The organism is Kitasatospora sp. NPDC057223 (genome assembly GCF_042669755.1).
Classification (GTDB): domain Bacteria; phylum Actinomycetota; class Actinomycetes; order Streptomycetales; family Streptomycetaceae; genus Kitasatospora.
On sequence record NZ_JBHUWW010000010.1, the window covers coordinates 17,578 to 37,285 of the forward strand.

Sequence of the window (19,708 nt, forward strand, 5' to 3'; positions counted from 1 at the left end):
GCGCCCTGAGCGGCGCGCCCCGCGTGCTGGTCGGTGCGGCCCGCCTCATGCCTCCGGCCGCCGGGCGAAGTGCCGGGCGGCCGGAGGGGCGGTGCCTGCGGGTGGTCAGATCTCGGCCGCCGCGGTCTCGCGCTCGGGGGCCGGGGCGGCCGGCCGGTCGGCGGCCGCGTCGTTCTGCAGGGCGGGGATGAGGGCCGCGACGGCGGCGGCGACGAGGGCGACGCCGAGGCCGATCAGCAGGCCGGTCCGGAAGCCGCTCTCGGAGGCGAACGTGTGGCCGCCCATGGTGGTGTTCATCTGGGACAGGACGGTGCCGATCACGGCGGCGCCGATGGAGGTGCCGAGGGCGCGCATGAGGGTGTTGAACCCGTTGGCCGCGGCGGTCTCGGCCAGGGGGGTGGAGCTCATGATCAGGGCGGGCATCGCGCCGTAGGCGAGCCCCACACCGCTGCTCGTCACCATGGTGACGAGCATGAGCCCCCAGGCCGAGCCCAGCAGCGCCAGCGACAGGCCGTAGCCGGCCGCGATCACCAGGACGCCGCTGATCAGGGTGACCTTCGGGCCGCGGGCGTTGGTGAGCTTCCCGCCGAGCGGGGAGACGAGCATCATCATGATGCCGCCGGGCGCCATCCACAGGCCGGCGGCGAGCATCGACTGGCCCAGTCCGTAGCCGGTGGCCTTCGGGAACTGCAGCAGCTGGGGAACGATCAGCATGCTGGCGTACATGCCGAAGCCCACGAAGACCGAGGCGATGTTGGTGAACAGGACCCGGGGGCGGGCGGTGGTGCGCAGGTCGACCAGCGGGTCCTTGGCGCGTACCTCCCACAGGCCCCAGGCCGCCAGCACGACGACGGCGGTGGTGAACAGCCCGACGGTCGTCGCGGAGGCCCAGCCCCACTCGGCGCCCTTGGAGACCGCGAGCAGCAGGCTGACCAGGCCGACGCCGAGGCCGAGCGCGCCGAGCAGGTCGAAGCGCTGGCCCTTGGCGGTGGCCGGGACGTCCGGGACCAGGAACCAGATGAGAGCGGAGACCAGCAGGGCCAGGGCGGCCGCGCCCCAGAACAGCACCCGCCAGCTGGCGTACTGGGCGACCGCCGCGGCGATCGGCAGGCCGAGGCCGCCACCGATGCCCATGGATGCGCTGACCAGGGCGATCGAGGAGCTGAGCTTCTCCTTCGGGACCACGTCGCGCAGCAGGGCGATGCCGAGCGGCACCATGCCCATGCCCATGCCCTGCAGGCCGCGTCCGATGATCATCGGGACGACGGAGGACGCGAGCGCGCAGACCACCGAGCCGACGACCAGCGGCACCGAACACACCAGCAGCATCCGGCGCTTGCCCAGCATGTCGCCGAGGCGCCCGGAGACGGGGACGCAGACGGCCGAGACCAGCAGCGTGACGGTGATGACCCAGGCGGCGTTCGAGGGCGTGGTGTCCAGGATCTGCGGCAGTTCCGCGATGAGCGGGGTGACCAGGGTCTGCATGACCGCGGCCACCGTGCCGGCAAAGGCCAGGGTGGCGACGACGCCGCCGGGTGCTGGTCGTGGTGAGGCGTCCATCAAGGAACTCCTGAACTGTCTGTAGGGCAGGGAGGTGCAGAGAAAGTGCAGCATACATGCTTTGTGTATGGCGCACAGAGAATGGCCGATGCACAACGCTGTGAGAGGATGGGAGGGCCGGGCCGGGACGTGCGGCACCGGCAATCGGTGAGGAGGCGGCAGGATCATGGTGAGACCCACCCACGAGGTCGAGTACGAGCAGATGCTCCTCAGTCGTCACGGCCTTCAGGGCGGCGGCCGCCGCAAGGACAGCCAGCTGGAGCGGAGCGCCTACATCCTGCTCAGCCGCATCCGCGTCCAGGGGCCGATGTCGATCGGCGAACTCAGCGACGCCTTCGACCTGGACGCCTCCACCCTCAACCGGCAGACCACCGCCGCGATGCGGGCCGGGCTGGTGGAGCGGATCCCCGACCCCGAGGGCGGGATGGCCAGGAAGTTCCGGATCACCGACGAGGGCGTCCGGATGCTGGACGACGAGCGGACGGGCATCATCGACAGCCTCGACCAGGTGATGGCCGACTGGACGGACGAGGAGATCGCCGTGTTCGCCTCCTGCCTCAAGCGCTTCAACGCCGGCATCGAACGCCTGGGCGGCCGCCCCTGGCCGCGTCCCTGACCAGGGCGGCGCAGCTCAGCCCTCCCGGGCGCCGGCGGCCTCGCGGCGGGGCGGGAGTGCGGCGGCCCCGGTCGCGACGGCCCGGGCGAGCAGCCGCAACGCGGCCTCGGAGGCCGACCCGGGTGCGGTGGTGACCGTCACCAGGGACTGCTCGGCTGCGGCCGGCGCGGTCAGGGTCTGCTGCCGGACCGTCAGGGACCCGACCAGCGGGTGCCGCAGCTCGTACTCGGCGCAGTCGCAGGCCCGCACCCGGTGGTCGGCCCACAGGCCGGCGAACTCGGGGCTGCGGGTGGCCAGTTCGCCGATGAGCGAGGTGAGCCGGGTGTCCTGGGGGTGCCGCCCCGCGACCAGCCGCAGGTTGCCGACCACGGCCCGGGCCTTCGCCGGCCAGTCGGCGTACAGCTCACGGGTGTGGGCGTCCAGGAAGACCAGCCGCGCCATGTTCGGACGCTCCGCCGGGCGTTCGGGGCCGCTCCGGTCCACGTGCCCGGCCAGCAGCGCGTGTCCCAGCGTGTTCCAGGCCAGTACGTCGCTGCGCCGTCCGGTCACCACGACGGGCACCTCGTGCAGGGCCCGCACCAGGTCGCTGACGGCCGGGGCGATCCGCTCGGCCGGAGGCGGGCGGACGGCGCCGCGGTGTTGGCCGGCGGTGGCCAGGTCGCGCAGGTGGTGACGCTCCGTCTCGTCCAGGCGCAGCGCGTGGGCGATGGCGTCGAGCACCTCCGCGGAGGCGTGGCGGGAGACTCCCTGCTCCAGCCGGGTGTAGTAGGACGCGCTGACCCCCGCCAGGAGCGCCAGCTCCTCACGCCGTAGCCCGGGAACCCGTCGGCGGTCGCCGTAGGTCGCCAGCCCGACGTCCTGTGGCTGGAGCCGGGACCGACGCGCCTGCAGGAAGGCGCCGAGCCGTCCGTGTTCGTCCATGGCCCGAGTATCCCCTCCCGGCGGCAGGCGCAGCCTGCCCCTGCCGGGGATAGGCAGCACCGGGGCTGGCTGCCCCGTGACGGACGGACGCACAGTGGGGCCCGAGTGGTCCAGGGGCACCTGTCGGCCACCTCCACCCCGTTCTCGACGCAAGGAATGAACGTGCCGGAGAAGTTCGCACGGAACCTGTTCGTCGCCGCCGTCGCCGCGGCCTCTCTCACGGTCGGCTGGCCCGGCTCGGCGACGGCCGCCACCGCACCCCCGTCCGCACACCTGTCGGACGCTCGTATCGTCCAGCACTTCGACCTGGCCGGCGGCCGGATGCCGGAGAACATCGCCCTGGAGCCGGACGGCAGCGTCGACCTGGCCTTCTCCGCCGCCCGCCAGATCGCCCGGGTCACCCGCGACGGGTCGGTCCGGGTGCTGGCGACCCTGCCCGCTCCCGCCGACGGCGGCACGCACACCCCGGCCCTCGGGTTCCCCCTGGTCACCGGCCTGGTCAGGGACGCTCACGGGACGCTGTACCTCCTGTACGCCACCGGCACCGCCGAGCTGACCGGCGTCTGGCGGCTCACCCCCGGCGGAGCCCCCGAGCGGATCGCCGCGCTGCCCGCCGACGGCCTGCCCAACGGCCTGGCACTGGACTCCGGCCTGCTCTACGTCACCGACTCCGTCCGCGGGGAGGTCCGGCGCGTGCCGGCTGGCGGCGGCGACGCGACGCTGTGGGCGGACGGCCCGGAGCTTGCCCCGGCCGGCTTCCTCGGCGCCAACGGCCTGAAGATCCACAACGGCGCCGTCTGGGTGTCGAACATGGACAGGGGGACCCTGCTCCGGATCCCGCTGCGGAGGAACGGCACGGCCGGCCCGGCCGAGACCAGGGCCGAGCAGCTGCCCGGAATCGACGACTTCGCCTTCGTCGGCCGCGGCGACCGGATCGTCGCCGCCCTCGACCAGTCGAACCAGGTGGCCCTGGTGGAGCCCGACGGCACCCACAGCATCGTGCTCGGCGCCCGGGACGGCCTGCAGAACCCCACGGCCGTCGCCGTGCGCGGCGACACCGTGTACGTGACCTCCGCCGCCTACCTCACCGAGCAGGACCCGAACCTGCTCACCGCGCGCATCCGCCCGCGCGGCTGACCACCCGCCACCACCACCGGGGCCCGGCGGTCGCCGGGCCCCGCCCAGCCAGGGAGATCCTGTGAGCATCACGACCCCCGACCGCGACATCCTCGGACACCTCGACCCCGCCGGCTTCCGCTTCACCCGGAAGGCGTGGATCGCGGCCGGTCCGTCCCGGCTCTACGACCTGGTCAGTGACGTGTCGATGATCGGCACCTGGAGTCCGAGCGCGAGCGGCGCGAGCTACGAGGACGGCGCCGGCCCGCGGGCGGGCGCCTGGTTCGCCGGACGCAACCGGCGCGGCGACCACGAGTGGACCAGCCGCTCGCAGGTGGTGACGGCCGAACCCGGCGAGGAGTTCGCCTTCGTCGTGGACGGGCTCGTCCGGTGGCAATGGACCTTCCGTCCGCTCGGGGCCGGCACCGTGGCGGAGCAGTCCTGGCAGCTGCTCGGCCTGGACCCGGTGCTGGGCAGCACCCGCGCGGAACTGGAGGCACTGCGCGCACACATGGCGGAGAGCGTGGAGAGCACCCTGGTCTCCCTCGGACGCTGGGTCGCGGAGAACGGCGGCAGCCACTGACCCTGCGGGGCGGCAGGGCAGGAGCGGCACGGCCTGTCACATTCGTCGGCCGGGCTCCGTCACAGGGGTGTTGGCAACGTGATCCTCACGAACCCCGAAAGGAAGTGCGGCCATGAACGCCGTTCCGACCACGACGAGCCCCTCCGCCCCGCAGCCGCCGGCCTCGCGGATGTCCGACCCGACGGAGCTGGTCCCGGAGCTGAAGGAGGTCACAGCCTGGCTGTTCAAGGCGACCGGCAACCGGTCGGTGCCGCGGGGCACCATCGGGCTCGTGCAGCTGCGCGCCGGACAGATCGTCGGAAACACCTACCTGACCGTCCTGCACACCAGCCTGCTGCGCAAGGCCGGGGAGGGCGAGGAGCGGATCACCGCCGTGGCGTCCTGGCGGGACGCGCACTGCTTCACCGACGCCGAACGCGTGGCACTCGCCCTGGTGGAGGCCGTGCTCCTGCCCTCCCCGCACGGTGAGCGGGTCCCGGACGGGCTCTACGCCGAGGCGGCCCGGCACTACGATCCCACCGCCCTCGCCACGCTGACCATCGCGATCGGACAGGTCAACTTCTTCGTCCCGCTCGCCCTGATCGGCAAGCCGCTGCCCGCGAGCGGTTTCACGACCGGGCAGTGGACCTGACGCCCGGCCCGCTCGCCGGGCCGGGAGGAACGCGCCGGGCGGACCGGCCGGGGACGGACCGGCGGGGGCGGGCGGGCTGCCCGGCCTGTTCGTCCCCGCCCGGCCGGGTGCCCGCGTCCGTCAGGAGTTGACCGTCCGTACACCCGCACGCCAGGCGTGGAGCCCCGCCAGGCCACGCGGCAGGTGTTGGCTCACCCCGACTCCCGTCAGCCCCGACGAACTCCCTGGAATCCCCATGCCCCGCACGACCTTCACCGCCGCTGCGATCGCCGCCTCCGTGCTGCTCTCCGTGGTGGCCGCCGCACCGGCGCAGGCCCACGCCGACGGAGCGTTCGACACCGCCGCCGGCGCCACCACGAAGGCGCCGTACCGGCCCCTCCAGAAGCCTGCCGACCTGCAGCGCCCCCCGGCCGGGTACGCCGCGGTGTTCACCCAGACCGTCTCGCGGCACGGCGCCCGCGCGCTGAGCGACAGCGAGGACGGTGACCTGCTGCTGAAGCTCTGGCAGCAGGCCTCGGACGAGGGCGCGCTGACCAAGGTGGGCCGGGGGCTCGGCGCCGAGGTGCAGTCGGTGCTGGACGCCAACGCCAAGGTCGGTTACGGCCAGCTGAGCGGCCAGGGCCGGCGTGCGCTCCAGGACACCGCCGAGCGCATGGAGGAGCGGCTGCCCGGGTTGTTCAAGCGGATCGCCGCCGACGCCGGGAACCCGGCGAGCACCAACCGGATCGACGTGGTCAGCTCCGGCCAGCAGCGCGCGATCGAGTCCGGGACGGAGTTCGTCAAGGGGCTGGTGGACGAGAAGCCGGCCGTCGCCCCGGCGGTGGGCGCCGCCCGTACCGACCCGGCCACGCTGTACTTCCACAAGTCGGCCGTCAACAAGGACTACACCGACTACGTCAAGAAGGACCAGCGGCTCGCCGCCACGCTCGCCGCCGTCCGGGACCAGCCGCGCACCCACGCGGCTGCCCGGCGGGTCCTGGAGCGCACCTTCACCCCGGCGTTCGTCGACCGCATCGCGGCCGGCGAGTTCGCGTACGCCGAGGACGAGGTGACGGCGGCGCAGGCCGTCTTCAACCTCTACGTCGTCACGGCCGACCTGACCGACGAGGGCAAGTGGCACATGGGCCGCTACATCGGCGCCGACGATGCCGCCTGGTTCGGCTACGTCGACAACAACGAGGAGTTCTACGAGGCGGGCCCCGGCTTCGCCGGCGCGGACATCACCTACAAGATGGCCGGCGTCCTGCTCGACGACCTCTTCCGCAAGGTCGAGGACAAGCGCGCCGGAACGAGCACCCTCGGCGCCGAGCTCCGCTTCACGCACGCCGAGGAGATCATCCCGCTGGCCGCGCTGATGCAGCTCCCGGGCAGCACCCAGCAGGTCACCGAGGCCGCGCCGTACACCTACGCCGGCAACGCGTGGCGCGGCGCGTCGGTCGCCCCGATGGGCGCCAACATCCAGTGGGACCTCTTCCGCAAGGACGACAAGTTCCTCGTCCGGATGCTCTACAACGAGAAGCAGACCGCCTTCAAGCCGGGCTGCCGTCCGGTCTCCAAGGGCAGCTACTTCTACGCCGTCGACGAGCTGGAGCGCTGCTTCGGCCGCACGGCCTGACGGCTGCCCGGCCCCCCGGCACCCTGCCGGGGGGCCGGACCCGCTCCGGCTCCCGGGGCGGTCGGCACACGACCGTGCTGTTGAATTCCCCCATGACAGAACTTCACGTCCTGCGCGTCTTCTGCGGACCTGACGGGAGCGGCGGGAACCTGCTGGGCGTCGTGCTCGACGGCGCCGCCGTGGCCGGTGAACCGGCCAGGCTCGCGCTGACGGCCGAACTGGGCTTCAGTGAGACGGTCTTCGTCGACGATCCGGAGGGCGGCACGCTCGACATCTACACCCCCGGCCTGCGGATGTCCTTCGCCGGCCACCCCCTGGTCGGAACGGCGTGGCTGCTGCGCACCACCCACGCCGCCCCCGGGGTGCTGCGGCCGCCGGCGGGGGACGTCCGCTGCCGGTGGGACGGCGAGTTCGACTGGATCGCCGCGCCCGCGGCCTGGGCCGCCGGCCGGGGAACGGGCCGGTACGGCACGGTCGCCGAGGTGGACGCGCTGCCCGCCCCGCCGCCGGGCACCGGCTGGCTGTACGCCTGGGCCTGGGCGGACGAGCAGGCGGGGCGGGTGCGGGCCCGGGCGTTCCCACGCCGGGGAGGCGCGATCGTGGAGGACGAGGCGACCGGTGCGGCGGCGATCGTGCTGACCGCCGAGCTCGGACGCCCGCTGGACATCCGACAGGGCGTCGGATCACGGATCCTGACCCGGCCGCTGCCCGGCGGCCTGGTCGAGGTCGGCGGCCGGACCGAACTCGTCGAAGTCCGCCGCGTGTGAGACCGGGCTGGCCGCCCCGGCCCGGGAGTCAGATCCCTGGCCCGTAGGCCGGGTCCGGGTGCTGACGAGGGGTCCACCACTCGGTGAGCCCCCACAGACCGAGCAGGAGCGCGACCACGCCCACGAGTACCGCGACCCGGGGCCGGTGCGTCCAGCGCAGGGTCAGCGCCCAGCCGAGGAACGGGGCCAGTGCGCCGCCGGTCAGGATGAGCGGCAGATCGACGAAGAGCACACTCAGGTCGCGGGCATGGCCCTCGAACCCCCCGTCGATGCTGAACGCCGCCCGCGGTGCCCACACGAGCGCCGCGGCCGTCGCGCCGAGCCCGCCGAGGAGGCCTCCGCCGCCGCTCCGGCGCTCCGACCACGCACGCGGGGCCCGGGTCGTGCGTTCTTCGCTCATACCCCCGATGGACGCGGCGCGGCGGCGGGCAGTTCCGGCCGAGGGGGGGCCGGTCGTCCGCTCCGGGCCCGCACTCCCCGTTCGCGTGGCGGCTATGCCCGGGTGCCGGAACGCTGCGGGAGGCGGGTGGACAGCACCTGGCCCAGCGCCAGCACGCTCAGGCCGAACATCAGGACACCCAGCGGGACGTGGAGCGTCGGCACGTGCGCCACGCCCAGCACCACCTGCACCGAGGCGAGCACGAGGAAGCCCGACGAGTACAGGATCGGGCGGGGCGTCCCGCCGCCGGGCCGCCACGCGAGTATCGCCGCGAGCACGTAGACCATCGACGCGCCGTACATCACCCGCGCCCCGACGCTGTGCAGCACCTCGCCGTGGGACGAGGACAGCAGCAGTCCGGCGGTGGACGCCTGGAAGAAGATCGCCAAGGTCTGCAGGGCGATCGCCACCTGCAAGAACGTGGGCCTGCTCTGTCCTGCCGTCGTCCGTGCGCTCATGACGCGGTCCCCTCTTCTGCCTCGCGGCGGTGGATCGGTAGTGTCTCGGTAGTCCGACGACGTGGGCCCGCGAAATGTGAGGCGGAGCGCCGGCCCCGCATTCCGGTGCGCTGCTCCGTCGACGTGCCGGGAGCGGAGCCGGACGCGGAGAAGACGAGCAGAACCAGGGAGCGGCCGCAGATGAGTACCCAGTCCGAGGCGGAGCACGACCGGTCCGAGCCGGGCCTGAGCACGATCCTCGGCGAGCGGCGGCACCTGATCAATCTCGCCTACCGGCTGCTCGGTTCACTGGCGGAGGCCGAGGACGCCGTGCAGGAGACCTGCGCCCGCTGGTACGCGATGTCGCGGCAGCAGCAGGAGGCCGTCGAATCGCCCGGCGCCTGGCTGACGACGGTGGCCGGCCGCATCTGCCTGGACATGCTCGGCTCGGCCCGGGTGCGGCGGGAGCGCTACGTCGGCGAGTGGATACCCGAGCCGCTGCCCGACCGTACGGAGTGGTTCAGCGGCCGGGCGGGCGGCGGCGGGGCCGAGGCGGCCGACCCGGCCGACCGGGTCACCCTGGACGAGTCGGTGAACATGGCCTTCCTCGTCGTCCTGGAGTCGATGACGCCGGCCGAACGCGTGGCGTTCATCCTGCACGACGTCTTCCGCTACCCCTTCGCCGAGGTCGCCGCGATCGTCGGCCGGACGCCGGCGGCCTGCCGGCAGCTGGCGTCCTCGGCCCGCCGGCGGGTCGGCGCCGCACCGGGCCCGGCGGCGCCGACGGCCGGACAGGCCGGTCTGGTGCGGCACTTCAAGAAGGCCTGGGAGGCCAGGGACATCGAGGCCCTCGTCGGCCTCCTCGACCCGGAGGCCACCATGGTCGCCGACGGCGGCGGCCTGGTCGGCGCCGTCCTGCACCCGGTCGAGGGCAGCGAGCGGATCGCCGAGTACCTGATCCACATCGCCGCGAAGGCCCCCGGTCTGACGCTCCTGGAGCGGACGGTCAACGGCCGGCCCGGCCTGGTGGCCCAGCACGGCGGTGTGACCGTCACCGTGGCGGCGTTCGACCTCGCCGGCGGCCGGGTCACCCACATCTGGGCGGTCCGCAACCCGGAGAAGCTCCGGGCGTGGACGGAGATCGGACGGGCCTGACCCGGCGTCACGAGTCCGGTCAGGCCGCGGGTGTGTCCCAGGCGCCTGCCGCCCCGGTGGTGCGAAGGTCCAGGAGCTGCCGGGTGTGCACCGGCACGTGGTCGTCGGCGAGACCGTTGACGAGGCCTCCGAGCGGAATCGGCCGATCCACCACGAGGGCGCCGTTGGACAGCATGAGTGACGGCACCAGAACCGAGGCGGCGGCCTCGTCGAGCTGATCGGCGATGTCGCAGAGGACGGCCGCCTGGCTCCGGGTGTGTTCGATCAGGTCCGTCCGGCCTGCGTGCCCGGCGATGATCCGGTCGAGGTTCCAGGGGTCGAGAGAGGTGCGGTTGTCGAAGGAGGGGCGTGAGCCCGAGACGACGCCGAGGGCGACCGCCGCGATCGCGGCGTCGACGCTGAGCAGGTGGGCCAGGATCTGATCCGCGTTCCATCCGCTGTCGCCGGCGTCGCCGAGGCCGGGGAGGGCCGCCGCGTCGAGCAGCTCGGTGTAGGCGCTGCGAAGTGCTGTGGTGTCCACAGGGGGTTTCCTTTCGGTCGGGTCGACCGGTGCGACGGGGAGGTGGTTGGCCGCCTCGACGTCGCCGCGGTGTGGTTCCGTCATGCGGTGGGCTGTTCGGCGCGCTTCCTGAGTGCGTCGAGCTCCAGCGGCCAGCCGCCGCTGTGGTCCTTCAGGTTCTGCCTGCGCACCTCGTCGGAGCAGGCCAGTGTCGCGAATCCGCTCTCCACGACGCGCAGCCGCGTCCGGTCGCCCTCCGCGGTCAGCGTGAACTCCACCAGGGTGCTGTTGTCCTCCCGCAGTTCCTCGCCGGGGAAGGCGCTGGTCCAGCGGTACGCCAGGTAGGTCGGCGGCCGGACCTCCTCCACCCGGACGGGGAAGTCGCCGTGCCCGGGGTTCTTCGCCACCATCAGTTCGCCCTCGCGGGCCACCGTGCCGGGCAGGCTCGCCTTGTCGGCCACCCAGAACCCGGGTTGGGCCACCAGCGTCCAGACCTGCTCCAGGGACGCCTCGATCAGGGTTTCGCGCTCGATCCGGTCCTTGCTCATGAGGGGCTCCTTCGTCAGCATTGAATGCAACTCCAGAGTTGCACATTGGCCTCCGCGAGTGCAACCAGAGAGTTGCACCCCGATCGGAGGGGGGTGTCACGGCGGCGGCGCGCTCCCAGGCCGGCATGTCGCGCAGGCCACGCCACCCCCATCGCGAGATGGCCAACTGCTGACCACCCGGGCACTCCTGGCCTCCGGGCGGGCCCTCGGCGAGCCCTTCAGCAGGTGCACATCTCCGCTCTCCCGAATGGCCACCCGGGCGCCAGCCGGCTCCGCGAAACATACGGATGCCACCCCTGCGGGGCAGCCGTCCGACCGGCGAGCCGGAACCTCGGCTGCACACACCGGCCCCCACGCTCGCGTATCCGGAGAGTCCACATGACCACTGCTCCCGTTCTGACGCCGCCCCTGCCCGCCGCCCGCACCGCACCGCCGCAGCGCACCACGGCACCGGCCCCCGGCTACCGCGTGCAGATCGCCCGCACCGACGCCGACCTCCGTGCGGCCCAGCGCCTGCGCCACCTGGTGTTCGCCGAGGAGCTGGGAGCCCGCCTGGACAGCCCCCGGCCCGGCCTGGACGTCGACGCCTTCGACGAGCACTGCGAACACCTGATCGTCCGTGAGGACAGCACCGGCGAGGTCGTCGGCACCTACCGCCTGCTCCCGCCCGAGCGTGCCGCCCGGGCCGGCCGGCTCTACTCCGACACCGAGTTCGACCTCGGTAACCTGGCCGCCCTGCGCGGCAGCCTGGTCGAGGTCGGCCGCTCCTGCATCCACCCCGACCACCGCGCCACCGGCGCCGTCATCAACCTCATGTGGGGCGGCCTCGCACGCTACCTGGTCGAGTCCGGCAACACCTGGATCGCCGGATGCTGCTCCGTTCCGCTGGCCGACGGCGGCGCCACCGCCGCCGGAATCTGGGACACGGTGGCCGCCAAGCACCTCGCTCCCGAGGAGTACCGGGTCCGCCCGCTGCGCCCCTGGGACCCCACCGGCATCGCCCGCCCCGCCCGGAGCAGCCTGCCGCCGCTGCTGCGCGGCTACCTGCGGCTCGGGGCCTGGGTCTGCGGCGACCCCGCCTTCGACCCCGCCTTCGGTGTCGCCGACCTGTACGTGCTGCTGTCCCTGGACCGCACCGACCCCCGCTACCTGCGCCACTTCCTCTCGGCCGGCGCGTCCGAACCCGCCACCGGCACGTCCGGGCCGGCTGTGGTGAGGGGCAGTGCCGGATGAGCGGCTGGCTGCCGTCCGCGCCCTGCACACCCGAGGACTGCGTCAGCGGGCCGGTGTCCGGGGTGTCCGTCCCGCGACGGGTGCTGCGATGCCTGGTCCTGGCCGCCGTGCTGGCCGTCGGCCTCGCCCTCGCGCCGCTGCTCGCCCGCCCGGCGGGAGCGCGGGAGCGCGGGCACATGGGCCAGGGGCAGGAGCGGGGGATGCCGGCGGACCGGCTGATCAGTGGCTGGTCGCGGCTGCTGGTAGCCGCCCTCGGGGTGCGGATCCGCGCCGCCGGCCCGTCCCGCGCCGCCTCGGCCGTCACCGGCCGCGACCACGGCCGCGACCTCGGGGCGCTGCTGGTCGCCAACCACGTCTCCTGGCTCGACGTCCTGCTGATCGAGGCGGTCCGGCCCGGCCGGATGCTGGCCAAGACCGAGGTCCGGGGCTGGCCGCTGTTCGGCCGGCTCGCCGCCGGGATCGGCACCATCTTCATCGAGCGCGACCGCCTGCGGGCCCTGCCGCGGACCGTGGAGCAGATCACGGCGGCGCTGAGGCGCGGCGAGCACGTGGTGGTCTTCCCCGAGGGCAGCACCTGGTGCGGGCGGGGCGGGGGGCGCTTCCGGCCCGCCGCCTTCCAGGCGGCACTGGAGGCGGGCGCCCCCGTCCAGCCGGTGGCCATCCGCTACCGCCTGGCCGGGGGTGAGCCGACGACGGCCCCGGCGTTCGTGGGGGAGGACGGCCTGCTCCCCTCCCTGTGGCGGGTGGTCAGCGTCCGCGGCCTGGTCGCCGAACTGACCCTGCTCCCCGAGATCCCGGCCGGCCGCCACCCGGAACGCCGCTCGCTGGCCCGGGCCGCCCAGCGGTCCGTCCAGGGTCACCACGGCCACCCGCACCCCGGACCGGCGGCCGTCCGTCCGCTCCACCCCTCGCGGGGCCAGGCGGGTCCGCTGCATCCGGTGCACCTGACGTGTGAGGAGTACGCGGCCTGAGGTCCGGGGCCCGGGTGGGCCTGCCGTGGCCCGCCCGGGTGTTCCCCCGGGCGCTGCCCTACCATGGGCGCGGTTTCACACATGATCAGCTTGAACGAGGGGGACTGATGGCCGGGACGGTCGCGGTGCACGCGGAGCCACCGGGGCTGGGCCGGGCAGGGACGTTCGGCGTGGTCGTCGACGGGGTGAGGGTCGGTCACGTCAAGCAGGGGACGACCGCACGGTTCCCGGTGGCGGCCGGAGTCCACACCGTCCGGGTCACCGCGAAGGACCGCACCCCCTCCAACACGGTCACCGTGGAGGTGCTGGAGAGCCGCGACACCCGGGTCACGGCCCGGGGCACCGGACTGGGGGTCGCCCTCCTGATCCCGGTCCTGGCCGGCATCGCGGTCCCCGGGATCTACGTGGTCGGGTTCGTCCTGCTGACCGGCGCCCTGTTCCGCGTCGTCCCCGGCCTGCTGTTCCGGGTGCGGGCCGACAGCGACCCCGAACTCCGGACCGCCCCGGACCCCACCCCTGCCACCCCTGCCGTCCTTGCCGTCCCGGCCGGGGACGCCGCCGGCGAGCAGCACGGCGGGACCGGCCTGTGGTGGGAGTCGGACCCGGCACTCGCCAAGCGCTTCGGCAGGAGGTCCGCCTCCTGACGCTCCCACGGCCCGTCCGGGGCTCTTGTGGATCGGTCGACCGGTCGTGTACCCCGCCTGTGCGGGGACGTGCCGCGACACCGTAACCTGACGTCCCACGCCGGGATCAGCCCAGCGTGGCGCGGTGGCCGACGTCCGGTCAGGCCGTTCCTCGGACCAGTGGTTCCGCTCCCGAGGTCCGTCCTCGCGCAACGAGTGCCGGCCACACGCAGTGCCGTCTTCACGCAGTGCCGTCCACAGGCTCAGTCAGGAAAGCAGGGCCGTCATGGCACCGGGAACACAGTGGGCCCTCCGGCGAGCACGGACGGGTCCGACGGGCGCGGGCACCCCGGCGCCGGCTCCCGGTGCGGCGGACGTGGCCGAAGCCATCCGCTCGGCGGTCGGCGACCGTCCGGATCGTGCCGCCGTACGCCTGCAACTGCCCCGGGGCCTCCCGCCGGTGGCCGTCGACGGGACGCAGCTGCGCCTGGCCCTCACGGAGCTGGTGGACCACGCGCTCCGCCGGTGCCCCGCCGGCACGAGGGTCACCATCAGCGCGGCGCCGGAGGCGGCCGCGGGCGGACGGCCCGCCGGGGTCGGGATCCGGGTGGCGGACCGCGGTGGCAGGCTGCTGGGCGAGGCGCGGCGCGGGTCGCTGCCGCAGGCCCCCGCGCTGCGCGGCCTGCTGGCGGGCCCTGACGCCCGGTTCGCCGTCCAGGACACTCCCGGGGGCGGCGCGACCTGTGTGCTGACACTTCCGGCGGTCTGACGCCGCGGGGGAGCGGCACCGGGGAGACGGTCCGGCCCGGCCATGTCCGGATTGGCATGCGCGCGTGGCGTGTCCGTGTCCTGGGCCGGGGAGACTCGGGGGCATGCGCAAGCCGGGGGAGCGGGAAGCGGTGCGGGCGGTCGTTCGGTGGGCGGGGCATCCCGGGACGCTGACCGCGGTCCTGGTGCTGCTGTTCAACGACCATGTGGGCAAACGGCTCTGGCCGGGTGCGGTCACCGGGAAGGTCAGTGACCTGGCCTGGATGCTGGTCTCGCCGGTGGTCCTGGCGCTGCTGCTGGCCCCGCTGCTGCGGCTGCGCGGTGACTGGCCGGCGATCGTCGGGCTTACGGGTACGGCGGTGATGTTCGTCGTCGCGAAGTCCGGTGCGGCGGGCGGCGAGCTCGCCTCCAGGATCTGGTCGTCGACCGGTGTGCCGAGCCGCATCCAGGGCGACCGCACCGATCTGCTGGCCCTGCCGGTGCTGGCGGTGAGCTGGTGGCTGTGGACACGGGCGCGCGTGACGCGGCGGCCGTGGCAGTGGCTGGCGGTGGCGGTGGTGCCGCTGGCCGTGGCCGCGATGGTGGCCACGTCGGAGACCGGCCCCTCGGCCTACTCCTTGGAGTGGGGCCCGGGCGGCCTCCCGGTGCTGGGCTCCTACTCGGATCGCTGGACGACCCCGGACGGCGGAGCCACCTGGACGCCGGCCGACGAGGTGCACGTCGGCGACGTCGATCCCGACGGTGGCCGGCCGCATGACGCTCCCTGCACGGCGGCCGAGCCCCTGCGCTGCTTCCGCCTGCTCGGCTCCACCGCACCGATCGAGGTCAGCGAGGACGGCGGCCGGGAGTGGCGCCTCGCCTTCGACCCCGGGCCGTCGCGGCGCCGCGTGCCGGAGAGCTCGCCGTCGGTCGCCGGAGCGGTCGGTGCGGAGCCGTCCGCAGCACCTACCGGGAACAGGTACCGAAACTCCGCCGAACTGCTGGTCGTCACCACCCCGGACGGCTGGGTGGTGCTCGCCAACTACCCCGGGCGCGGACTGGTGCGCGGCACCCAGGACGGCAGCTGGTCGCTCCAGGAGTACCCGGTCCACCAGTCCGTCGCCGTCCCGAAGGAATCCCGTTCCGCGACCCTGGGCCTGCCGGTGGCGGTGGCCGTCGGCTACGCGGCCGTACTGGCGGGCCTGGGCACACAGCTGCTCAGCGCCATCGCTCCCGACGGGCGCCGCCGGCTGATCGCCCGGTTGCTGCTCCGCCAGGGGCTCATCCTGCTGTGGGTCCGGCTCGCGGCATGGCTGGGCGGCGGCGAGCTGCTGGGGAAGTTACCGGGCGTTCTGACGCTGTGTCTGGTGCCGACGCTGTGGCTGGCGTGGTTGCTGTGGCGTGACTGCCGGCCGTCCCTGCCCTCGGCGGTCGTCCTGGCCGCCCTCGGTCTGGGGTTCACCCTTGTCGGTATGCGGCCCTACTTCTGGTGGGCCGACATCCAGCTGACGACCTGGTCGGAGGCCTCGTGGCAGGCTTTCGCCTGGGCCCTCCTCGCTACCGCCGTCGGTGCGATCATGGGAGCCCTGCCGTGGCATCCGTCCGTCCGTCCGCCCGCCCGCATCGGTTCCGGCTGACGCCCTGACGCGCGATGCTCAGGTCCAGCCCGCTGCACCGACGTTGTGAAACACCGTTCTATGACAACATTGCGGCTGCCAACCCCTAGGTCAACACCCGCTGAGGACGCGTGACATGCCGATCGAGGTAGACGCGAAACGCCGGCTGGACGAGATCGCCGCGGCCACCGTCGAGGTCGCGCGCGAGCGCGGTCTGCGGTCCGTCACCATTCGTGCGGTCGCGGAGCGGCTCGGCGGATCCACCGCGATGATCACCAACTACGTCCCCAGCCGTGCCGGTCTCATGATCAACGCGCTGCGGCACGCGGAGGGCGAGTGGCGGCGCGCGGCGGAGGAGGAGCTGAAGGGAGTCCCCGACGCCGAGCGGCTGCCGGCGCTCGTGCGGCGGATGTGCGCCGACACGGGCGGGGACGTGGTGATGCGCCGCCTGCTGATGGAGACGGTCAGTGCGGGTCCGGCGGCCGACGGGCGGGATGCCGAGGAGGTGGGCGCGATGGCCCGGGCGCACCGTGAGTCGCTCGGGGGGTTCGTGGCGGCGGCGGGGCTGCCCGGCCGGGAGATCGCGGCCGACCTCCTGCACCTGGTCCTGCGGGGCTACTGGCTCTCCACGCTGGAGGATCCGCAGGGGTGGCCGGCCGAACGCGGCACGCGGGCCGCGCTGGCAGCCGTTGAGCTCCTCGGCGGGGCCGACGGCGCGCCGACGGTTCCCGCCCCGGGTGGGGCTGATCCCGAAGAGCGCGTCCTGGCGTGACGCCGTTCTGCATCGACCGGAGGTCACTCCCGGCTGCCCGGCTGCCCGGCGGCTCAGGCCGACGCGGGTCCGGGCCGGTGAGCGGCCGGTCCGGCCGGAGCACCGCGGTCCGACGTCCGTCCGGGCAGATGGGTGCGGCGGCCCTCCCGGTCGAAGATGCCGATGATCTCGGCCGGGCCGCCGACGGCGCCCACCGCGTGCGGGACCATCGTCGGGAACTCCGCCGCCTGCCCCTGCTCGACCCGGAGCCGGCGTTCGCCCAGCAGCAGGACGACGGTGCCGGACAGTACGGTGAACCACTCCCGGCCCGGGTGCGCCTTGAGTGCCGCGGGGCCGTCCGGCGGCGGGTCGGTCAGCCGCATCCGGGCCACCGTGACGCCGGGATCCTCCCGCAGCGTCCACTGCGTCAGGCCGCGTGCCGCGTGGTGGCTGGGGTTGGAGACGACGTCGTCGTCGGCGGTCTCGACCAGCTGGTCGAGTGACGTGCCGAGGGCACGCGCGATCGCGGTGAGCTGGTCGAGGGCGATCCTGCGGTGCCCGGTCTCGATCCGGCTGAGGGTGGAGGGGCTCAGGTGGCAGCGGGCGGCGAGATCGTCCAGGGACCAGCCGTGCGCGGACCTCAGGGCCCGGATCCGCTTGCGTACGAGGCTGTCCAGGGCGTCACTGTCTTGCGTCATGGGCAAGATCCTATGCGGATCCGGCAATGACTTCGTAGGGTCGGTCCCATGACGTCCCACGCCCATGCGCACGCCGCTCACGCCCATGACCACACGCACACCCACACCCACACCCACGCCCATCAGGAGTCCGTGGGCTCCACCCCCGGCGCCGACCCGGACGACGGACCGGCGGAGATCCTCGACCTCGACGCCGAGCTGTTCGCGGCACACCTCACCTCCGTGACCGACCGCATCGCCGACCTCGCCACCGGGGCCGTCACCCACGTGGTCGACCTCGGTGCGGGCACCGGCACCGGTACGTTCGCGCTGCTCGCGCGCTTCCCCGCCGCCCGGGTGACCGCGGTCGACAGCTCCGCCGCGATGCTCGCCCGGCTCGCCGGGGCGGCCCGCGCGAAGGGCCTGGGCGACCGGGTCCGCACCCTGGAGGCGGACGCGGGCGCCGGCCTGCCCGGCATCGAGGATGCCGATCTCGTCTGGGCCTCCGCCTCCCTGCACCACCTGGACGACCCCGCCCGGGCCCTGGCCGGGATCCGCGACGCGCTGCGCCCCGGCGGGCTGCTGGCCGTCGCCGAGCTGGACGGGATGCCGAGGTTCCTGCCCGACGACGCCGTCACGGACGGGCCGGGTCTGGAGGCCCGCTGCCGTGAGGCGCTGTCGGCGCTGCACGCCGAGCGGCTGCCGCACATGGGTGCGGACTGGGGCGTCCTGCTGGCAGCGGCCGGGCTCACCGTGGAACAGGAGCGCACCGATCGCTTCGAACTGCGCGCCCCGCTGCCCGCCGGGACGGGCCGCTACGCGCACCTCGTCCTCGACCGGGTCCGTGGCGCCGTCGACGGCCTGGTCTCCGCCGCGGACCTGACGGCCCTCGACACCCTCCTCGACGGCGGTGCCCAGGACGTGCGCCACCGTGACGACCTCGTGGTGCGCTCGGTCCGCCAGACGTGGCTGGCCCGCCGCCCCGAGGTCCGGCCCTGAACCGGATGCTCCACCGACCCCCGGGTCCCCGGGGCGGCCGGGCGACCGCGCCGGCCCGGGGACCTGTGCGTCGTCGCCCGGTTCGGGGGTAGGGGCCGGTCAGAGCCGCCGCCGTTCTCTGGAGGTCTTCCGTGGGTGTCACCGCCGCAGGTCCGGGCCCCGCCCTCCCGCAGCCGCGCGGGCCCCTGACCCGGGGCCTGCTCACGCTGCTGACCACCGCCCCCGGGCCCGGCGCCACCCTGCCGTCCGGCGCCGCCGCCGCGGCCGACCCGTGGGGGGAGGACCACCAACTGGCCCTCTACCTCTGCTACGAACTGCACTACCGCGGCTTCGCCGGCGTGGACGCGGCCTGGGAGTGGCACCCGGCCGTCCTGGCCCTGCGCCGAAGCCTGGAGGACACCTTCCTGGACGCCCTGCGCATCGGGACCGCGCCGCCGGCGCCGCTGGCGGAGCAGCTGCGCCTGCTGCTGGTGGAGCCCGCGGACGGCGACGGCCCCTCCTACTTCCTGCTCCGCGAGGGCGAACGCTGGCAGGCGCGCGAGTACCTCGTGCTCCGCTCCCTCTACCACCTGAAGGAGGCCGACCCCCAGAGCTGGATCATTCCCCGTCTGCACGGCGCGGCCCAGGCGGCGCTGGTCGCGGTCCAGTACGACGAGTACGGGGCGGGGCACCCCGAGCGGACCCACTCGCGGCTGTTCGCCGAGATGATGGAGGACCTCGGCCTGGACGGGTCCTACGGCGGCTACCTGGACGTCGCCCCCGCACCGGCGCTGGCCGTGGTCAACCTGATGTCGCTGTTCGCGCTGCACCGCGCGCACCGGGGCGCCCTGGTCGGCCAGTTCGCCGGCGTGGAGATCACCTCCTCGCCCGGCTCCGCGCGCCTGGCCGCCGCCCTGGAGCGCCTCGGCGCCGGGCCTGCGGGCACCCGGTTCTACCAGGAGCACATCGAGGCCGACGCCGTCCACGAACAGATCGTGCGCCACGGCGTCATCGACGCCCTGCTGGCGGACGAACCCGACCTGGAGGAGGACATCGCCTTCGGCCTCGCCGCGAGCCTCCTGCTGGAGGACCGTCTCGCCCGGCACGCCCTCACCCGCTGGGAGCAGAGCGACACGGCGCTGCTCGCCCCTCTCCGGGCCGCCGCCTGACTGCGCACGCGTACCCGCACCCGCACCCGCAACCCGCCCCGGCGGCGGGCCGCGTA

22 protein-coding genes are annotated in these 19,708 nt (G+C 74.1%); 15 read left to right on the forward strand and 7 right to left on the reverse strand.

The features are described from left to right. Positions 1–105: 105 nt before the first annotated feature. The gene (locus ACFUK0_RS06300) at positions 106–1,560 is read right to left on the reverse strand and encodes an MFS transporter (RefSeq protein WP_380246897.1); all 1,455 of its coding nucleotides are present in this window, start codon (positions 1,558–1,560) and stop codon (positions 106–108) included. 166 nt (positions 1,561–1,726) lie between these two features. Here ACFUK0_RS06300 and ACFUK0_RS06305 point away from each other — a divergent pair, with 166 nt between their 5' ends. Further along, positions 1,727–2,176 (forward strand): MarR family winged helix-turn-helix transcriptional regulator, encoded by a 450-nt coding sequence (locus tag ACFUK0_RS06305; protein ID WP_380246898.1) that lies wholly within the window; start codon positions 1,727–1,729, stop codon positions 2,174–2,176. A 15-nt stretch (positions 2,177–2,191) separates the two neighbouring features. On the opposite strand, the gene ACFUK0_RS06310 is transcribed toward ACFUK0_RS06305, so the two are convergent. Continuing rightward, a complete protein-coding gene (locus tag ACFUK0_RS06310) occupies positions 2,192–3,097 on the reverse strand; it encodes a helix-turn-helix domain-containing protein (protein ID WP_380246899.1) in 906 nt (301 codons plus the stop codon). 162 nt (positions 3,098–3,259) lie between these two features. On the opposite strand from ACFUK0_RS06310, the gene ACFUK0_RS06315 reads away from it, so the two are divergent. The 5 genes from ACFUK0_RS06315 to ACFUK0_RS06335 all read left to right on the forward strand — a co-directional run bounded on the left by ACFUK0_RS06315 (position 3,260) and on the right by ACFUK0_RS06335 (position 7,809). Further along, complete coding sequence (locus tag ACFUK0_RS06315; protein ID WP_380246900.1) at positions 3,260–4,234, forward strand: SMP-30/gluconolactonase/LRE family protein; 975 nt, start codon at positions 3,260–3,262, stop codon at positions 4,232–4,234. 61 nt (positions 4,235–4,295) lie between these two features. Further along, on the forward strand, positions 4,296–4,796 hold the full coding sequence (locus tag ACFUK0_RS06320; protein ID WP_380246901.1) for an SRPBCC family protein: 501 nt from the start codon (positions 4,296–4,298) through the stop codon (positions 4,794–4,796). A 112-nt stretch (positions 4,797–4,908) separates the two neighbouring features. Further along, positions 4,909–5,427 carry a carboxymuconolactone decarboxylase family protein gene (locus ACFUK0_RS06325; RefSeq protein ID WP_380246902.1) on the forward strand — a complete coding sequence of 173 codons (519 nt, stop codon included), beginning with the start codon at positions 4,909–4,911 and terminating at the stop codon, positions 5,425–5,427. A gap of 235 nt (positions 5,428–5,662) precedes the next feature. Next, entirely contained in the window at positions 5,663–7,042 is a 1,380-nt protein-coding gene (locus ACFUK0_RS06330) for a histidine-type phosphatase (RefSeq protein WP_380246903.1), read from the forward strand. Between the two features lie 92 nt (positions 7,043–7,134). Beyond that, positions 7,135–7,809 carry a PhzF family phenazine biosynthesis protein gene (locus tag ACFUK0_RS06335; protein WP_380246904.1) on the forward strand — a complete coding sequence of 225 codons (675 nt, stop codon included), beginning with the start codon at positions 7,135–7,137 and terminating at the stop codon, positions 7,807–7,809. Positions 7,810–7,837: 28 nt separating this feature from the next. Here ACFUK0_RS06335 and ACFUK0_RS06340 read toward each other — a convergent pair whose 3' ends face one another. Both ACFUK0_RS06340 and ACFUK0_RS06345 read right to left on the reverse strand, forming a co-directional pair. Further along, positions 7,838–8,209 carry a hypothetical protein gene (locus ACFUK0_RS06340; RefSeq protein WP_380246905.1) on the reverse strand — a complete coding sequence of 124 codons (372 nt, stop codon included), beginning with the start codon at positions 8,207–8,209 and terminating at the stop codon, positions 7,838–7,840. Between the two features lie 92 nt (positions 8,210–8,301). Further along, a complete protein-coding gene (locus ACFUK0_RS06345) occupies positions 8,302–8,706 on the reverse strand; it encodes a hypothetical protein (protein WP_380246906.1) in 405 nt (134 codons plus the stop codon). A 180-nt stretch (positions 8,707–8,886) separates the two neighbouring features. Between ACFUK0_RS06345 and sigJ the strand changes: the two genes are divergently transcribed. Next, positions 8,887–9,840, forward strand: coding sequence for an RNA polymerase sigma factor SigJ (sigJ, locus tag ACFUK0_RS06350; RefSeq protein WP_380246907.1), 954 nt, complete (start codon positions 8,887–8,889; stop codon positions 9,838–9,840). 19 nt (positions 9,841–9,859) lie between these two features. Here sigJ and ACFUK0_RS06355 read toward each other — a convergent pair whose 3' ends face one another. Both ACFUK0_RS06355 and ACFUK0_RS06360 read right to left on the reverse strand, forming a co-directional pair. Beyond that, entirely contained in the window at positions 9,860–10,444 is a 585-nt protein-coding gene (locus ACFUK0_RS06355; RefSeq protein WP_380246908.1) for a hypothetical protein, read from the reverse strand. Beyond that, the gene (locus ACFUK0_RS06360; protein WP_380246909.1) at positions 10,441–10,887 is read right to left on the reverse strand and encodes an SRPBCC domain-containing protein; all 447 of its coding nucleotides are present in this window, start codon (positions 10,885–10,887) and stop codon (positions 10,441–10,443) included. Before ACFUK0_RS06360 ends, ACFUK0_RS06355 begins: the two co-directional genes overlap by 4 nt. A gap of 378 nt (positions 10,888–11,265) precedes the next feature. Here ACFUK0_RS06360 and ACFUK0_RS06365 point away from each other — a divergent pair, with 378 nt between their 5' ends. The 6 genes from ACFUK0_RS06365 to ACFUK0_RS06390 all read left to right on the forward strand — a co-directional run bounded on the left by ACFUK0_RS06365 (position 11,266) and on the right by ACFUK0_RS06390 (position 16,849). Then, positions 11,266–12,120 carry a GNAT family N-acetyltransferase gene (locus ACFUK0_RS06365; protein WP_380246910.1) on the forward strand — a complete coding sequence of 285 codons (855 nt, stop codon included), beginning with the start codon at positions 11,266–11,268 and terminating at the stop codon, positions 12,118–12,120. Continuing rightward, entirely contained in the window at positions 12,117–13,091 is a 975-nt protein-coding gene (locus ACFUK0_RS06370) for a lysophospholipid acyltransferase family protein (RefSeq protein WP_380246911.1), read from the forward strand. Before ACFUK0_RS06365 ends, ACFUK0_RS06370 begins: the two co-directional genes overlap by 4 nt. 107 nt (positions 13,092–13,198) lie before the next feature. Continuing rightward, positions 13,199–13,735 carry a hypothetical protein gene (locus tag ACFUK0_RS06375; RefSeq protein ID WP_380246912.1) on the forward strand — a complete coding sequence of 179 codons (537 nt, stop codon included), beginning with the start codon at positions 13,199–13,201 and terminating at the stop codon, positions 13,733–13,735. Between the two features lie 355 nt (positions 13,736–14,090). Next, the gene (locus ACFUK0_RS06380) at positions 14,091–14,483 is read left to right on the forward strand and encodes a hypothetical protein (RefSeq protein ID WP_380246913.1); all 393 of its coding nucleotides are present in this window, start codon (positions 14,091–14,093) and stop codon (positions 14,481–14,483) included. A gap of 103 nt (positions 14,484–14,586) precedes the next feature. Then, entirely contained in the window at positions 14,587–16,098 is a 1,512-nt protein-coding gene (locus ACFUK0_RS06385) for a hypothetical protein (RefSeq protein WP_380246914.1), read from the forward strand. A gap of 115 nt (positions 16,099–16,213) precedes the next feature. Further along, complete coding sequence (locus ACFUK0_RS06390; protein ID WP_380246915.1) at positions 16,214–16,849, forward strand: TetR/AcrR family transcriptional regulator; 636 nt, start codon at positions 16,214–16,216, stop codon at positions 16,847–16,849. A 53-nt stretch (positions 16,850–16,902) separates the two neighbouring features. Here the strand turns inward: ACFUK0_RS06390 and ACFUK0_RS06395 are convergent, their stop codons facing one another. After that, on the reverse strand, positions 16,903–17,526 hold the full coding sequence (locus ACFUK0_RS06395; RefSeq protein WP_380246916.1) for a helix-turn-helix domain-containing protein: 624 nt from the start codon (positions 17,524–17,526) through the stop codon (positions 16,903–16,905). Between the two features lie 48 nt (positions 17,527–17,574). Between ACFUK0_RS06395 and ACFUK0_RS06400 the strand changes: the two genes are divergently transcribed. Together ACFUK0_RS06400 and ACFUK0_RS06405 are read left to right on the forward strand one after the other, a co-directional pair. Continuing rightward, positions 17,575–18,504 (forward strand): class I SAM-dependent methyltransferase, encoded by a 930-nt coding sequence (locus ACFUK0_RS06400; protein ID WP_380246917.1) that lies wholly within the window; start codon positions 17,575–17,577, stop codon positions 18,502–18,504. A gap of 131 nt (positions 18,505–18,635) precedes the next feature. Then, positions 18,636–19,652, forward strand: a complete 1,017-nt coding sequence (locus ACFUK0_RS06405; protein WP_380246918.1) for an iron-containing redox enzyme family protein — start codon at positions 18,636–18,638, stop codon at positions 19,650–19,652. The last annotated feature ends 56 nt before the right edge of the window (positions 19,653–19,708 follow it).

Excerpts from the sequence above, each read along its gene's own strand:
- ACFUK0_RS06300 (WP_380246897.1), bottom strand. The coding sequence starts at position 1,560 with ATGGACGCCTCACCACGACCAGCACCCGGCGGCGTCGTCGCCACCCTG.
- ACFUK0_RS06305 (WP_380246898.1), top strand. The coding sequence starts at position 1,727 with ATGGTGAGACCCACCCACGAGGTCGAGTACGAGCAGATGCTCCTCAGT.
- ACFUK0_RS06310 (WP_380246899.1), bottom strand. The coding sequence starts at position 3,097 with ATGGACGAACACGGACGGCTCGGCGCCTTCCTGCAGGCGCGTCGGTCC.
- ACFUK0_RS06325 (WP_380246902.1), top strand. The coding sequence starts at position 4,909 with ATGAACGCCGTTCCGACCACGACGAGCCCCTCCGCCCCGCAGCCGCCG.
- ACFUK0_RS06330 (WP_380246903.1), top strand. The coding sequence starts at position 5,663 with ATGCCCCGCACGACCTTCACCGCCGCTGCGATCGCCGCCTCCGTGCTG.
- ACFUK0_RS06335 (WP_380246904.1), top strand. The coding sequence starts at position 7,135 with ATGACAGAACTTCACGTCCTGCGCGTCTTCTGCGGACCTGACGGGAGC.
- ACFUK0_RS06340 (WP_380246905.1), bottom strand. The coding sequence starts at position 8,209 with ATGAGCGAAGAACGCACGACCCGGGCCCCGCGTGCGTGGTCGGAGCGC.
- ACFUK0_RS06345 (WP_380246906.1), bottom strand. The coding sequence starts at position 8,706 with ATGAGCGCACGGACGACGGCAGGACAGAGCAGGCCCACGTTCTTGCAG.
- sigJ (WP_380246907.1), top strand. The coding sequence starts at position 8,887 with ATGAGTACCCAGTCCGAGGCGGAGCACGACCGGTCCGAGCCGGGCCTG.
- ACFUK0_RS06355 (WP_380246908.1), bottom strand. The coding sequence starts at position 10,444 with ATGACGGAACCACACCGCGGCGACGTCGAGGCGGCCAACCACCTCCCC.
- ACFUK0_RS06360 (WP_380246909.1), bottom strand. The coding sequence starts at position 10,887 with ATGAGCAAGGACCGGATCGAGCGCGAAACCCTGATCGAGGCGTCCCTG.
- ACFUK0_RS06365 (WP_380246910.1), top strand. The coding sequence starts at position 11,266 with ATGACCACTGCTCCCGTTCTGACGCCGCCCCTGCCCGCCGCCCGCACC.
- ACFUK0_RS06370 (WP_380246911.1), top strand. The coding sequence starts at position 12,117 with ATGAGCGGCTGGCTGCCGTCCGCGCCCTGCACACCCGAGGACTGCGTC.
- ACFUK0_RS06375 (WP_380246912.1), top strand. The coding sequence starts at position 13,199 with ATGGCCGGGACGGTCGCGGTGCACGCGGAGCCACCGGGGCTGGGCCGG.
- ACFUK0_RS06385 (WP_380246914.1), top strand. The coding sequence starts at position 14,587 with ATGCGCAAGCCGGGGGAGCGGGAAGCGGTGCGGGCGGTCGTTCGGTGG.
- ACFUK0_RS06390 (WP_380246915.1), top strand. The coding sequence starts at position 16,214 with ATGCCGATCGAGGTAGACGCGAAACGCCGGCTGGACGAGATCGCCGCG.
- ACFUK0_RS06395 (WP_380246916.1), bottom strand. The coding sequence starts at position 17,526 with ATGACGCAAGACAGTGACGCCCTGGACAGCCTCGTACGCAAGCGGATC.
- ACFUK0_RS06400 (WP_380246917.1), top strand. The coding sequence starts at position 17,575 with ATGACGTCCCACGCCCATGCGCACGCCGCTCACGCCCATGACCACACG.